Source organism: Actinomycetota bacterium, assembly GCA_035640355.1.
GTDB lineage: Bacteria > Actinomycetota > UBA4738 > UBA4738 > HRBIN12 > CALGFI01.
In genome coordinates, this window is the sequence record DASQWI010000016.1 from 1 (window position 1) to 13,892 (window position 13,892).

Here is a 13,892-nt window from a genome sequence, read left to right on the forward strand (position 1 = left end):
CCGCAGGGCCGGTGGCGCCGTCCGCGCCGGTGGCGCCTTCCGCGCCGGCCGGTCCCATCGGTCCTATCGCACCGGCAAGGCCGGCTGGTCCCGTCGGGCCGGCGGGGCCGAGGGCGCCCGTGGCTCCGCGTGGTCCTTCCACGCCGAACGTGAATGCGATCGTTCCTCGGGGGCATGTCCCTCGGAGCCGGCGTTCCCCGATCAACGAAACGACGCCAGTCCGACGGTCGTAGCACGCCTTGATCACGCCATGGCGACGGTGGCCCGCGACGGCGAAGTTCGCCAGCGCCGCCGCTCCGACGGCGGCAATCGCGACCATGACCGTCGCCCGCGACGTGCGACGACGGGTGCGTCGGATCCAGTCGCGCCATCCGCGACGGCGAGGGCGTGCCGGATCGACCGGGTCGTCCATGAGTGGTTCATCGGACCGATCGAAGCGGGTATTGACCGGAGAGACAACGGATTCTCGATCGTTCGCGAACCGAGGTCGGTCAGACGCGGAAGCTGAGCGGCGGGTCCTCTGTGGTGAGGATGCCCCGGTCGACCGTCCAGGCGCCGATATCGCTGTGCGCCCTGCCGTCGAAAGCGAGCTCGACGAGCGACCGTCCGAACACGCTCGCGAACTTGAACGCGTGCGCCGCCCCCTGCCCGATCGCGACGTGGTCGTGCCCGGGCACGAGGTCGATCACGAAGTCGCGGTCCGGCGTCATCGTGTACAAGCAGGTCGCTCGGCGAAGGTAGGGGCCGAACCCGGACGGCAGCCGCTCGCGCATGAAGGCATCCAGCCTCGATTGGTATTGGGGGTCCGGCTCGAACGAGCGTTCATCGCCCGTGACCTCTGCCCCACCGACGTCCTCACCGATCTTCGGTCCGTTCTCGCCGAACGTCCCGACGCCATAGAAGGAGGGCGTTCCCATCCAGATCCAGATGGGGAACCGCTCCGGCTCGAACGCGTGGGGGTCCGACGGCCCGTAGTAGCTGACCTGCTCCTGCGTCACTGTGATGTTGATGGGGTGCCAGAGCCGCTCGAGCAGCTCGTTCATCCACGCATCCATGGCCAGGATCAGTCGCTCGGCCCGAAACGTGCCGACCTGGGTTTCGAGCTCGTACCCGCCGCCGTTCTCCCTGACGTCCGTGACACGAGCGTTCTCGACGAGCGTCGCGCCTCTTGATTGGGCGAGACGCCGGTGCGCGTCGTTCGCCTTCGCCGCGGCGACGATCCCGGCATCGGGCTGGAACATCACGCGCACGTCGTCGGACAGACGCCACGCGGACCACCGCCGCATCGTCTCGGCGGCGTCGAGCCACTCGTACTCGATCCCGCCTACCTCCTCGAGGGACCGGACGTAGTCGTCGCCCCACGCGTACGAGCCTTCGGGATAGAGATCGATCCCACCCGTTCGGATCACCAGGCGCTGACCTGAATCCGCCTCGACCTCTGCCCACGCGGCGTAGGCGTCCTGAGCGAACCGCACGTACTCCGGCGCGTGGTACGAGAGCCGGATGATTCGCGAGTGATCCTGCGACGCGCCGCGCTCGTGCCCGAGCTCGAATCGCTCGAGACCGAGGACGCCGGCGCCGGCGCGAAGCGAGGCCCAGTACGCGGCGGCAGAACCGATCCCGCCCAATCCGACGACCGCGACGTCGAAGTCCCTGCGTTCGTTCACGGCGTACGCCCACGCGGCGTCACGCGGTTACGTCTCGGTCTCGGTGTGGCCGCGGTACTCGTACGCGCTCATCGCGCGACCGGTCTCGCTCTTCCAATCGCGTTCGTCGGAGGGTAGCTTGCCGATAGCCTTGGCCATCGCGCGTGCGTGCGCCTGGACCGAACCACAGCACGAACCGATGTAGTCGATCCCTGCGTCCTTCGCCTTCCTCGCGTAGTCCGCCATCTCCTGTCGCGATAGCTGCAGGGGGTCCAGGGCATACGGGAATCGTGGGCTCGCCGTGAAGTCGGGCTCTTCGGCGGTGGTTCGGTACGCGACCGGCTGCGTCGCTATGTACCCGTCGACGGCGCCACGCATCTCGATGGCGATCGGCAGTTGCTGCTCGGGACCGTTCAGACAATTGACGCCGACGACGTCGGCGCCGGCGCCGGCGAGCCGTCGGGCGCACTCGGCGGGCGTATCCCCCTCGTAGCTGCGAGGTTCGACCTGCTCGAAGCTCATCGTCACCATCGTGGGAAGGCCGGTCGCCTTGGCGCGCTCGACGAACAGGAGCGCCTCGCCCAGGTACGAGAATGTCTCGCCGATCCAGAAGTCGGGCGGTCCGGCGTCGAGTTGATCCTGCAGCTGCCGGTCGAAGAGTGCCCGAACGTGATCGACGCTCGATGGATCCTCCGGAAGGTACGCCCACGTGAGGCTCAGGTTGCCGGCCACCAGCGCGTCGCCCTCGGAAGCGACCTTGCGCGCGATCTGCACCGCGTTTCGATTGATCTCGTCCACCTTGTCCTTCATACCGACCGTCGCGAGCTTGTCGTCGCTCGCGTAGAAGGTCATCGTCTGAAGAACGTCGACGCCGGCGCGAAGGAACTCACGATGGAGTTCGGCGAGGGCGTCGGGGTGCTCGATCACGACCTCGGGCGTGAACGGGCCCGCCTGGACGTACCCGCGCTTCTCGAGCTCGAGCAGGTAGCCGCCGTCCCCGAGGACCGGTCCTTCGGTCAGGCGCTCCAGGATGCCTTTGGTCATCGCGGTCGGCCGAGTCTAGCGACGGCGGTAACGCCGAGCCGAGCGCCGAGATTGACCGTGAGTCAGAGACGCGCCCAGTTTGCAAGGCCGAAGCGCGCTGGGGAAGGATGCCCTGAGGACGGGGGGAGGTGTTCGTCGTGGGTCAGATGACACACGAGGAGCCGGGCGGTGTGATCTCGATGTTCGCCCGGAATTGGTGGCTGTTCCTTCTTCGCGGCGTGGCGGCGATCGTGTTCGGGATCATCGCCATCGTCTATCCCGACGTCACGATCACGGCGCTGGCCATCGTGTTCGGGATCTACGCGATCGCCGACTCGGTTGGGTCGTTCGCGAGCGCGATCGGCCATCGGAATGTCGACGGCTGGCACCGCGCGGCGCACGCGCTCGAAGGTGTCGTTGCGCTCGTTGCGGGCGTTCTCGCGCTGGTGCTACCCGATCTGACCGCCCTTGCCCTCGTCGTCCTGATCGGGATATGGGCCATCGTCAGCGGCGTCGTCGAGATCATGGCGGCGATCAGACTGCGTCGGGTCATCGACACCGAGTGGCTGCTCGGGATCTCCGGGCTGCTGTCGATCATCGCCGGCATCGTCATCCTCGTCTGGCCTGACGCCGGAGCGGTTGCGATCTCGTGGCTGATCGGGACGTACGCGATCGTCTTCGGGATCGTCTTCGTGTGGCTGGGGTTCAAACTTCGCCGGCTGGGTCGGACGGACGAGGGCGTCGATCGCGATATCCGGAGTGCGGCCTAGGGGTAGTCCTGGTTCTGGTCCGAGTCGTGGTCCGAGTCCTGGTCCGGGTTCTGGTCCTGGTCCGACAGCCGTTCCGGCCACGGCTGGTTGGGATACAGGCTCGAGATCGAGTCTCGTAGCCACGCGCGCACGTCGCGAGCGAGCCAGTCGCGGAGCGTCTCGAAGTCGACATCGTCTGCGAGCGACGTTTGGTCATCTCCGCGTCATCGAAGTAGGCGGCGCCTCCGTAGAACAGGACGATGTCGCGAACGACCGTCGGAATCCCCTACGCCGATAGCGCGGTGGCGCTCTAAATCGGCACGACGATCGGCGGTTCGGCGCTGAGGACCCAGTCGTCGTGCGATCGTCGTAGATGAGCACCTCGAGCTCCGCATCGCCGTCGGAGTGCGCGTGCGCGTGCGCCGGCAGGACGAGACGCCGGCGTCCCAGAGGCCGGTGGTCTCCTGATCGACGAGCGCGTCGCGCGCAATCAGGTTCCAGGCGGATAGCCGCTCGAACACCGTGCCCTGATCCTCGGCGAACGTGACGATGTCGATGTCCACGTGATCGCGTGTCTGCTCGCCGATCCACGCGTCCACGGCCCATCCGCCGCACAACGCCCACCACGGGCGGAGAGTTGACATGAGCTCGACAACGCGGACCAGGGAGCGAGGGATGGACGTCATGGACGTCATGGACGTCATGGACGTCATGGATGACCCAAGTCGATTGATCTCGCGTCTTCCAGCAACGCCCATCTCGTTCGATTGAGTGTCAGTGGCTCGGTGTAGCGTCGCACGCATGTTCGGTTTGGGTTTACACGTTCAATGAGCGAGCTTCGCTCGGCTCTCGACGGCTTGTTGGTCGTTGATGACGCCGCACTATCCGATGATCAACTGGTCGCCGATCTTGACGAAGTCGAACGCGCAACTCGACAACTCGAGACAATCCGCGCGCGCCGGCTCGGCGAGCTCGAGCGGCGACAGGTCTGGAGCCGTGACGGCCATTTCTCGTTGGCGTCGTGGCTGGCCACGAGACATCGCGTCGCACCCTCGACGGCCGCCAGTCACGTTCGAATGGCTCGTGCATTGGAGGCGATGCCGGTCGCCGCGGACGCGCTTGCCACTGGCGACGTCTCATCGTCGGCGATCACGCTCCTCGCGTCTGCTCGGGAGGAAGCGCCCGAGCAGTTCGCGCGGTCCGAGGGGTCGTTGGTCGACGCCGCTCGAACGCTCTCCGTCGACCACCTGAAAGACGTCGTGGCGCGGTGGCGGCACGACCACGCCGACGACGCCGACGACGATCGACAGGAGCTGTATCTCTCACCGACGCTCGTTGGCCGGGGCAGGCTCTCAGGCGATCTGAATGCCGAGACCACCCAGGTCCTGATCACCGCGCTCCGGGCGGTGCAGGACGCGGAGGTTCGCTCGAGCGACCGGACCGATACGCGATCCCCCGCCCGTCGCCGGGCCGACGCCTTGGGCGAGATCTGCCGCCAGTGGCTCGACTCCTCGGGCCGACCGACGGTGGCCGGGGAGCGCCCTCACGTCATCGTCACCATCGACGTGGAGAGCTTGGGTCGAAGCGAGAACGCGCCTGGCACCGCTCGGTCCGCCGGAGCGCGGCTTGGCGGGCGGCTCACCGACGTCGGACCGATCTCCGCAGCGGACGCGCTGATGTGGACGTGTGACGCCCAGGTCACTCGGGTGATCACCGACGCCGGCTCGAGACCGCTCGACGTGGGACGGACCACCCGGATCACCCCGCCGTGGATCCGAAAGGCGCTCCTCGTCAGGGACGGTGGATGTGTGCCTTCCCCGACTGCGGGAGACCACCCTCGTGGTGCGATCCGCACCACGTTGTCCACTGGACCAACGGTGGTCCGACCGCACTGTCGAACCTCGTGCTGCTGTGTCGGCGACATCACCGGCTGATCCATCACAAGCGGTTCTCGGTGGAAATCTTGGACGGACTGCCGAGGTTCTATCGGGCGGATGGCACGGTGCTCGAGACCGCGGATCGGGCGCCGCCGTAGCGGTCGAGCTCCGTGTCCACCACCCAGTCGATCAGAACCGCACCCCGTCAGGCGCGGTTAGGCCACGGCGGCTGACGCGAAGCGCTCGAAGTTCTCGACGGCGCGCTCGAGGTCCTGCTCGGTGTGCGCGATCGAGAACGTCCACGGGTCGCCGGCCGGAACCCACACGCCGCCGTTCAACTGGAATAGCCACGAGAGGTGCTGGAGGCGAAGGTTCGTCTCGGCGTGCTCGCGGAAGTCTCGGACCGGGTCGCGGCGGAACTGCACCGAACCGCGGGAGCGAACCGATGCGACCGTCGCCGGCAGCTCGTGCGTCGCGATCGACTCGCGGATGCCGCCGGCGAGCGTGGCCTCGAGCGCGTCGAACCGCTCGTACACGTCGCGCGTGAGGATCTCGCCAAGCACGACGCGCGCGGCGGCCATGCCGAGCGGGTTGCCGTTGAACGTCCCCTCTTGCTCCATGGTCCCGTCGGCGACGACGCGCATGACCTCCTCGGTCCCGCCGATCGCCGACACGGGAAGCCCGCCGCCGATCGCCTTGGCCAACGCTACGACGTCGGGCGTGACGCCCGACCACTCGGCGGCGCCACCGAACGCGATCGTCGCGCCCGTCTTCACCTCGTCGAACGCAAGGAACGCGCCGTGGCGGTGGAGGAGCTCTCGAAGCCCTGCCAGATAACCGTCCGCCGGCGGGATGACGCCCGCGTTCATCAGGATCGGCTCGAGGATCATGCCCGCCACGCGGTCGCCCTCGTCTGCCAGGACGCGTTCGACCGCCGACAGGTCATTGAAAGGCACGATCCGAAGCGCCTGGCCGTACACGGGGGCGACGCCGGCGGTGTTCGGAAGCGTCCGAGGCCGATCGGGCGGACCGGCCTCCTCGACGTCCACCCAGTACGAGAACGCGAGGCCGTCGGAGCTGCCGTGGTACGAACCCTCGACCTTGATGATCAGATCTCGGCCGGTCGCTGCGCGCATGATCCGGCACGCGTCCATCGTCGCTTCGGACCCGGTCGTCTTGAACCGCCAAAGCGGAAGGCCGAACCGCTCAGCCAGAAGCTCGGCGACCACGACGGTGTCCTCGACGGGCAACGCGAAATGCGTGCCGAGCGCGACACGATCCCGAACGGCCTCGACGACCTTCGGGTGCGCGTGGCCCACGACCATCACGCCGTAGCCGCAATGAAGATCGACGTACTCGTTCCCGTCCAGGTCCCACAGGCGCGAGCCGTCTCCGCGAACGCCGTAGATGGTATGGGGATCGAGGGCATGCCAGCTGCATGCGACACCACCTGCCAGCGACTGGCTCGCGCGCTTGAAGAACTCGATCGACCGAGGCAGCCGTTGTGCCAGAGCCGCCGACTCCTGCTCGATCAGGTGCTCGACTCTCGCCGGATCGACCTCGCCCATGCAGACCTCCCTCGACGGGCGGAGCATAGGCCTTCGGCTAAGAGCCGGCGTCAGCCGGTGATCGCGGCGGCGAACTCCTCGAAGTTCTCGACGTACCGGCGGGCGTCATCCTCGGTGTGGAACACGGACGTCGTCCACGTCTCCTGCTTCGACCACGGCGACTTGAAGACGCCGCGGTTCTGCTGGAACAGCCACGCGAGGTACGTGATGCGCTCGTCGATCGGGATGCTGTCGCGGTATTCGCGCACCGGCGTCGCGCTGTAGATGACCGAGCCCTTTGCGCCCATCCCGGTCACGTACGCGGGAAGCCGGGTGCGCTCGATGGCGGCGCCGCAGCCCTCGGCGAGAGCGCGGTGGACACGGTTCAGCTGGTCGTACGCGTCCTTGGTCAACACCTCGGTGAGGCAGGCGCGCGAGGCCGCCATCGTCAGTGGATTCCCGTTGAACGTCCCCGCCATGTCGTACTCGCCCTTGACGACCGGGTCGAACAGCTCGCGCGTCGCTCCGACCGCGCCGCACGGCACTCCCCCACCGATCGCCTTGGCGAGGCACACGATGTCCGGCGTGACTCCGAACGCCTCCACAGCGCCGCCGTAGGCGAGCGCTGCGCCGGTCTTCACCTCGTCGTACGCGAGGAACGCGCCGCGCGCATGGAGCAGGTCCCTCAGGCCCTGAAGGTACCCGGGCTCGGGCATGATTACGCCGCAGTTCATCATGGCCGGCTCGACGATCATCCCGGCGACACGACCGTCGAGCTCGTCGAGCGCGCGATCCACCGCTTGCAGGTCGTTGAACGGAACGACCCGGACGAGCTCCGCGAACGCGTCGGGGATCCCTATCGCCTGCGGCACAGTGACGGGATGATCACGGTCGCCGATGAGGTCCGGGTCAGGCACCACGGAGAACATGAGCGCGTCGTGATGCCCGTGGTACGAGCCTTCGATCTTGATGATCATGTCGCGCCCGCTCACCGCGCGCATCAGCCGGGCGGCCTCCAGCGTCGCTTCCGTCCCGGAGTTGCAGAACCGCCATAGCGGAAGGCCGAACCGATCCGCGAGGTTCTCTCCCACCACGTCGATGCCCTTGGTCGGCTGCGCGAAGTGCGTTCCGCGGCGCGCCTGCCGTTCGATCGCCTCGACGATCTTCGGGTGGGCGTGCCCCGCCACCATCGCGCCGTACCCGAGGTGGTAGTCGATGTACTCGTTGCCGTCGATGTCCCAGATGCGGTTGCCCTGGCCGCGATCGATGAACACCGCGTGGGGACGTGCGTCCTGCCACGATGAGGCGACGCCGCCGGCGACGGTGCGCTCGGCGACCGCCCGGTACTCGAGCGACGCGCGATGCTTCGGTTCGAGGGCCGCCTCCTCTTGCTCGATGAGGCGGGCGACGAGCTCGAGGTCGATGTCGACGGTCTCTCGAAGGGCCACGATGTGCTCCGTTTCCCAGTTGAACGGCCATTCAATTCTCGTCCCCGCCCGTCCCCACGTCAACCGCCGGAAAGACCCTCGGAGGGCCGTTGCTAGAATCGGTTCTACGTGGTGGCCGTAGCTCAAGTGGTTAGAGCGCCAGGTTGTGGTCCTGGAGGCTGGGGGTTCGAGTCCCCTCGGTCACCCCACTGAAATCGCGATTGCTAGACTCGGCGGCCGGGCCTCTAGCTCAATTTGGCAGAGCAACGGACTCTTAATCCGCAGGTTCGGGGTTCGAGTCCCCGGGGGCCCACCACCAGATGTCGTGCTCCGGGTGATGCTGGACGGAACGGCATCACCTGATCCTTGACGGAGTTCCGGCTGATCCTTGACACCGACTCCGGCTGATCGTTGACGGTGTCTCCGGCTGACGCTTGACACCGTCATCCAGTCGATCTCCTGAGCGACTCGCGTGTCGAAGACGTCCTTGTCGAAGCTCCGGATGAGGACGCCGTCGCTCTCCGGGCTACACCGACTTCTTGGATCGCCGTGGCGCCGCCGAGGAGCGCCGCGACCTCCGCGTACTTGACGATTGTCCCCATCGATAGTTCGCCCAACCTCATCGTCCGTGCCCTATGCCGATACACCTCCACTCGGATACAGAGCGATGCGGACGCCGAAGTGTTTACCGGACAAACACTTTCGACCGCGACGATCGCCAGTTAACGAAATGTCAGCGCCAACACCCGCGGCCGCCCGCAACGCGCGGAGGCGGCGCCTCGGGTCGGATGGGCCCGAGGCGCCGCTCCGCCCTCACATCGTGGTCGCCGCGATGCTCACGAAGGCAGCGAACCCGTGTACCGGAAGATGAACAGGCCGAAGTCCCGGTCGCTCGCGAGGATGATTCGGTCGCCGTTCTCGTCCTCCGCCAGCGCGACGCCCCAGAAGTTGTTCCCCTTGGCGTCGATGTAGTGAGCGAGCTCCGCCGGGTTGCTCGGATCCGAGATGTCGAATACACGGAACCCGCCCGCGTACCACGAGAAGTACGCGACCAGGTCGTCGTCCGGAGCCGGGCCGCCCTCGTTCGGGTCGCCCCGAGGAACTTCCACCTCGTGCACCGTCAGGTCTCCGAAGCCCGTGGCAAAGTCTTCGTCCGCGGTCTCCGCGATCGTGATCTGGGCGATCTCCGTCGGAGTGCTGGCCGGGTTCGTGTCGAGGACCCGGACGTAGCCCCAGCCATCGAAGATGGCCGTGATGTCAACCTCGAACCCGACCTCGCCGATGTCCGGCTCGAGATCGGCCGGATCTCCCAGCGGGTACGGAAGGGTGAAGTCGGGAGTCCTGGCGAACAACTCGTGCATCGCCGTGTGCGTGGTGCACACGGCCGGGATCTGCTCGTCGGACGGGAACGCCCCGAACCCGCAGTTCGGCGGATCGTCGTTCGCGGCGCCGCCGGCGAGATGCCGGCCAGTCAGGATCACGGCATCCCATCCCTGATCGGTGGCGTTGTCCGCCTTCTCGCCGGGGAAGCACGCTGCTTCGGGCGCGTTCGGGTCACCCGATGGTCCTCGTTGGAGCACGATGATCTGCTCCTCGCCCGGATCGAGCGAGCCGGGCGGGATCGTCGAGTCCGCGTTCGGGATAGGCGCCGACGTTCCGGGGCACCCGTAACCGCCGTACGCCACCGGTCCATTGAGCCGCTTATCCGGAAGGGTCGTGACCGGAGCGCCGCCAACGGCGGCGGTGGTGTACTCCTCCGGGGCCGGGAAGTTCGCATCCCCGGTCACGCGCGTAAGCGGCGTCGTGCGGAACGGGTCGAAGTCCTCGTCGGTGCCGATGAACACGCTGCCGTCGCTGTTCCACTCACCTTGGTGGGCGTTGCCCTCCGGCTCGAGGCACTTCCCGAGCTCGGCCTGGATGACCTGATCGCAGGCGGCGTAGTCGAAGTCGCCGACGATCGTCGGGTTCGATGGGTCGGTGACGTCGACGTCGATCCAGCCCGCGTCCCAGTCCGACACCATCAGGTGCCAGGAGCCGTCCGGGAACTGCAGGATGTCGAAGTCGTGCGACGTCTTCAGCTGCCCGTGTGCATTCACCGTGACGCCGGGGAGCTCCGTCTCGGCGACGAGCACGGGGTTCCTCGGGTCGGTGATCTCGAACAGGTCGACGTCCTCGACCTCTTCGTTGTCGATGGCCGCCGCGAACGCGTCGCCGTTGCCAGCGTCCCACGCGATCACGCTGTGGGACTCGTTGGCCCGATTTCCGTGAACGTCGAAGTCGCCGAAGTCATCCACCAGGATCATGGGGTTCGTCGGATCGTTGATGTCGTAGATCGTGATGCCGCCCGGGTTGAGCTTCGGGTTGGACCTGGCCAGGCACCACTCGTTGCTCACAACGAGGATGTCTCCCGTGTAGTCGTCCGTGTCGATGTGCAGCGCCTGGATGCCCTCGGTCTGGTAGCCGGTCCCGCCGGCGTTGAGGAACCCGACCTTCACGGGGCTTGCCGGGTTGCTGATGTCGACGACGTGGACGCCCCCGGAGTTGCATGCAGGCGTCTGATTCCGTGCGTCGAACCCGCCCCAGTTACCGAGGTAGGCGTACCAGGTGCCGTCGGAGGTCGTCGCCATCGCCGAGACGTCCGAGACGTCTCCGACCTGGTTCGTGAGTTTGAGCTTGCCAACGAGCTCGACCTGGTCGACGGATCCCGGAAGGTGGCCGGTGCTCGGCCCATGCTGCTCGTGATGATGGTGGTCGTAGAAGTCGTCGGCCGCGAAGTCGTCCTGCGAATGGCCGCCGGGCGGTGGCCCCGCTGCGCCGAGCGCCCTGGTCGGCAACAATCCGGCCGAGAGAACCAGCGCTGATACGAGAGCCAGCCGACTCGACTTCCGCCGCACGGATGGTCGTATCGTCATCAGACCTCCTTATGTGATCCCGATAAAGCAAGTAGCCGGGAAAGACGCCTCCGGCGGACACTTCCGGATGCGATTGACATCACCTCCCACACCCGCGCGCGTAGCGGGAGCCGCCCTGTCCCGACGCCGCACAGCGGCTCGTCGGAGCGGCCACGATCATGTGGCTTGCCCCTCGTCTTCGGTCGTCGTTGCACATAGGCCGCGGGGGAAGTACCGATTTGGGGCATCTGTTCGTATGCCCAAGCTATGACGGGGCGTCGATCTCGCGCAACCGGCCTTCCGGCCCCTGCGTCCCGCACGGGACCGCGTCACGACCACGCGTATTGGGAGGACGGCAGTGCCGTGTCCAAGGTTGATGCTGACAGGACTGCGTTACCTGATCCTTGATGGAGTACCGGCTGATCCTTTGACACCGACTCCGGCTCTGATCTCTTCCGCGATCGAAGGAGCACCGGCCACTTTTCGACCTGCTGCGATGTACGAAAGGTGCGTCAGCCTCGGAATCGGTACCCCATGCCACGAACCGTCTCCACGATGTCGTTACGCAGTTTCTTGCGGAGGTATGCCACGTAGACCTCGACCACGTTCGATCTCGGTTCGTGATCGTATCCCCACACTTGATCCAGGAGCTGAGGCTGCGACAAGACCTCACCCCGGTGACGCATGAACGTCTCGAGTAGAGCAAACTCCCGAGAGGTCAGCTCTACCGATCGTCCGTCGATCCGCGCCTCTCTCGTCCGCAGGTCGAGGGTGACGGCTCCGTGAGAAACCGTCGACGATTCCGCTTGATCCGAGGTGCGCAGACGGGCCCGAACCCGAGCGAGTAGCTCTTCGAAGCTGAACGGCTTCGTGATGTAGTCGTCGGCTCCCGCGTCGAGATTGGCCACCCGGTCCGAGACGGCGTCCTTGGCAGTGAGGACGATGATCGGAACGTTGGCGCTCCCTTGGCGCATTCGGGCCAGGACCTCTTCTCCGCTGACGGACGGCAGAAGGAGATCGAGAATGACCAGGTCGAATTCGTACGACCTGACGAGCCTCAGACCGTCGGCGCCGTCGTCGGCGATCCTGACGGCGAACCCTTCAGCCTCGAGCCCCCGCTTGATGAGGGAGGCGGTCTGGGCTTCGTCTTGAACGACCAGCACGTTCACGGGCATCGCGCTCCCGCCCCGCTACAGCCTGAATGCCTCCCCAGGCCGTTCGGTCAAGTCATGCTACCGGCCCTCGCCGTGACCACGGCAGCGCGGTTGAAAGCCCAGGTAGCGACGTTGCTGAACGAGTTCTCAGTCTTATTTCAGGGAGGTCTAAGCCTCGTTCGAGAACGTGATCGTGGAAGCCGAATGGAAAGGAGGCGCATCGTGAGAGGCACTCCATGGGTCGTTGTAGAAGCGGACGACAAGCAGACGATTCAACAGGAGTTCGGCAAGGGCGAGATCGTCGACCAGCTGCCGTACAAGGGTCACTCGGTCTTCCTCGTGCAGAGCCAGAGCACGAGCATGCCACCGCTCCCGAAGACCGTCTTGGAGGGCCCCGTCTACGGGGTAGGCATCTTCCGGGACGAGCGAACGGCACGCACCCTTGCCAAGCGTCTGACTGAGGTTTAGTTCACTCAGAGACGCGTGACTGATCGGCCGATCGGGGTCGGAGAGGTCGTGTGACCGCCCGGCCCCGATCTGTCGTGTCCGCGCACGCCCGGCATCGTTGAAGATGCGGAATGGCATCGGGCGAGGTGCGGGGGCGCACCGCGGACAAAATCGTTTAGACGGCCTCGCCCCAGCCTGCCACGATTGGATGGTCCTTGTCCTGCGGGCCGACCTGTGCGGCGCCACCAGGCGAGCCGAGTCCCGTAACGGCTTCCGAGAACCACTCGGCGTTGACCCCGTTGAACTGCTTCCAGTCAGCGGGCACGTCGTCCTCGGTGAAGATCGCAGTCACTGGGCATACCGGCACACAGGCATCGCAGTCCACGCATTCCTCGGGCTGGATGTACAGCATCCGGGGCCCCTCGTAGATGCAGTCGACCGGGCACTCGTCCACGCAGGCCTTGTCCTTGATGTCGATGCACGGTTCCGCGATCACGTAGGCCATCCTTCAGCCCTTCCCCCACCGGACCACTGGCAAACCGAGAGGTGATCCGTCCTCAGGTGACCCGACGCCGTGCCACATCGAACGCGATGCCGGCTCACGCTCGGAGACCTCCCAGAGCGTCGTCGTCTTTCTTGCCTCCCACGATCGCCCGGAGCGTCCTCGGGTCACCGCGCCAGTGCTCGGCGACCACGGCGGGAGGCGTCAGCTTGACCAGATGACGGAGCACGAGCGCCGCCACGATCGCATCGTCGAGCGGTCCTGCGATCGGGATGAACTCCGGAATGAGATCGATGGGTGAAGCGATCCAAACCACGGCGACGCCGAGCCAGATCTTGGCGCTTCTGGGCACCCTCGGATCGCGCAACAGATCGCGGAAGAGCGCGAGCAGGTTCGGGATCAACGTAGCGAGCTCGCGCGCCTGCGATCGCCGCCCTAGTGCGATCAGAACGATGATCCCGATCAGCCAGATTCCAACCGCGATGCCGAGCCCGATGAGAAGGCCGCGCATCATGCCCCCGGGCGACTCAAAGCTCGATCACCCGCCCTTCGTCGAGGTGAACCCCCAAGCGTCGAAGTAGAAGGCCCGGAGTTGGTCCTCGAAGTCGACGTGCATCCATTCGCACCCC

General features: G+C 66.3%; 16 protein-coding genes and 2 tRNA genes. 6 read left to right on the forward strand and 12 right to left on the reverse strand.

What is annotated here, in order from left to right; all coding sequences use genetic code 11:
* The 3 genes from VFA08_08175 to VFA08_08185 all read right to left on the reverse strand — a co-directional run.
* Positions 1–412: hypothetical protein (locus VFA08_08175; protein HYZ13566.1), on the reverse strand; the 412-nt coding region annotated here is incomplete at its 3' end.
* Between the two features lie 79 nt (positions 413–491).
* Positions 492–1,667, reverse strand: a complete 1,176-nt coding sequence (solA, locus tag VFA08_08180) for an N-methyl-L-tryptophan oxidase (protein HYZ13567.1) — start codon at positions 1,665–1,667, stop codon at positions 492–494.
* A gap of 27 nt (positions 1,668–1,694) precedes the next feature.
* On the reverse strand, positions 1,695–2,690 hold the full coding sequence (locus VFA08_08185; protein ID HYZ13568.1) for a homocysteine S-methyltransferase family protein: 996 nt from the start codon (positions 2,688–2,690) through the stop codon (positions 1,695–1,697).
* 146 nt (positions 2,691–2,836) lie between these two features.
* Between VFA08_08185 and VFA08_08190 the strand changes: the two genes are divergently transcribed.
* Positions 2,837–3,439 carry an HdeD family acid-resistance protein gene (locus tag VFA08_08190; GenBank protein HYZ13569.1) on the forward strand — a complete coding sequence of 201 codons (603 nt, stop codon included), beginning with the start codon at positions 2,837–2,839 and terminating at the stop codon, positions 3,437–3,439.
* On the opposite strand, the gene VFA08_08195 is transcribed toward VFA08_08190, so the two are convergent.
* Both VFA08_08195 and VFA08_08200 read right to left on the reverse strand, forming a co-directional pair.
* Positions 3,436–3,570, reverse strand: a complete 135-nt coding sequence (locus VFA08_08195; protein HYZ13570.1) for a hypothetical protein — start codon at positions 3,568–3,570, stop codon at positions 3,436–3,438. The two genes, VFA08_08190 and VFA08_08195, sit on opposite strands and share 4 nt — an antisense overlap.
* A gap of 72 nt (positions 3,571–3,642) precedes the next feature.
* Positions 3,643–4,122, reverse strand: a complete 480-nt coding sequence (locus VFA08_08200) for a hypothetical protein (GenBank protein ID HYZ13571.1) — start codon at positions 4,120–4,122, stop codon at positions 3,643–3,645.
* Between VFA08_08200 and VFA08_08205 the strand changes: the two genes are divergently transcribed.
* Positions 4,061–4,189, forward strand: a complete 129-nt coding sequence (locus VFA08_08205; GenBank protein ID HYZ13572.1) for a hypothetical protein — start codon at positions 4,061–4,063, stop codon at positions 4,187–4,189. The genes VFA08_08200 and VFA08_08205 overlap by 62 nt on opposite strands.
* 110 nt (positions 4,190–4,299) lie before the next feature.
* On the opposite strand, the gene VFA08_08210 is transcribed toward VFA08_08205, so the two are convergent.
* Positions 4,300–4,425, reverse strand: a complete 126-nt coding sequence (locus tag VFA08_08210) for a hypothetical protein (protein ID HYZ13573.1) — start codon at positions 4,423–4,425, stop codon at positions 4,300–4,302.
* Between VFA08_08210 and VFA08_08215 the strand changes: the two genes are divergently transcribed.
* Positions 4,366–5,352: a DUF222 domain-containing protein gene (locus VFA08_08215; GenBank protein HYZ13574.1), complete on the forward strand. Its 987-nt coding sequence runs from the start codon at positions 4,366–4,368 to the stop codon at positions 5,350–5,352. The genes VFA08_08210 and VFA08_08215 overlap by 60 nt on opposite strands.
* 158 nt (positions 5,353–5,510) lie before the next feature.
* Here VFA08_08215 and VFA08_08220 read toward each other — a convergent pair whose 3' ends face one another.
* The gene (locus VFA08_08220; GenBank protein ID HYZ13575.1) at positions 5,511–6,863 is read right to left on the reverse strand and encodes an aspartate aminotransferase family protein; all 1,353 of its coding nucleotides are present in this window, start codon (positions 6,861–6,863) and stop codon (positions 5,511–5,513) included.
* Between the two features lie 50 nt (positions 6,864–6,913).
* Positions 6,914–8,290, reverse strand: coding sequence for an aspartate aminotransferase family protein (locus tag VFA08_08225; protein ID HYZ13576.1), 1,377 nt, complete (start codon positions 8,288–8,290; stop codon positions 6,914–6,916).
* Positions 8,291–8,401: 111 nt separating this feature from the next.
* Here VFA08_08225 and VFA08_08230 point away from each other — a divergent pair.
* Positions 8,402–8,478: transfer RNA gene (locus tag VFA08_08230), tRNA-His, on the forward strand.
* Positions 8,479–8,508: 30 nt separating this feature from the next.
* A tRNA-Lys gene (locus tag VFA08_08235) sits at positions 8,509–8,585 on the forward strand.
* A gap of 520 nt (positions 8,586–9,105) precedes the next feature.
* On the opposite strand, the gene VFA08_08240 is transcribed toward VFA08_08235, so the two are convergent.
* Both VFA08_08240 and VFA08_08245 read right to left on the reverse strand, forming a co-directional pair.
* Complete coding sequence (locus tag VFA08_08240; protein ID HYZ13577.1) at positions 9,106–11,181, reverse strand: hypothetical protein; 2,076 nt, start codon at positions 11,179–11,181, stop codon at positions 9,106–9,108.
* 491 nt (positions 11,182–11,672) lie between these two features.
* Complete coding sequence (locus VFA08_08245) at positions 11,673–12,329, reverse strand: response regulator transcription factor (GenBank protein ID HYZ13578.1); 657 nt, start codon at positions 12,327–12,329, stop codon at positions 11,673–11,675.
* Positions 12,330–12,536: 207 nt separating this feature from the next.
* On the opposite strand from VFA08_08245, the gene VFA08_08250 reads away from it, so the two are divergent.
* The gene (locus VFA08_08250; GenBank protein ID HYZ13579.1) at positions 12,537–12,782 is read left to right on the forward strand and encodes a hypothetical protein; all 246 of its coding nucleotides are present in this window, start codon (positions 12,537–12,539) and stop codon (positions 12,780–12,782) included.
* A gap of 154 nt (positions 12,783–12,936) precedes the next feature.
* Here VFA08_08250 and fdxA read toward each other — a convergent pair whose 3' ends face one another.
* Together fdxA and VFA08_08260 are read right to left on the reverse strand one after the other, a co-directional pair.
* The gene (gene fdxA / locus VFA08_08255) at positions 12,937–13,266 is read right to left on the reverse strand and encodes a ferredoxin (protein HYZ13580.1); all 330 of its coding nucleotides are present in this window, start codon (positions 13,264–13,266) and stop codon (positions 12,937–12,939) included.
* A gap of 94 nt (positions 13,267–13,360) precedes the next feature.
* Complete coding sequence (locus tag VFA08_08260) at positions 13,361–13,777, reverse strand: DUF1232 domain-containing protein (GenBank protein ID HYZ13581.1); 417 nt, start codon at positions 13,775–13,777, stop codon at positions 13,361–13,363.
* Positions 13,778–13,892: the final 115 nt, after the last annotated feature.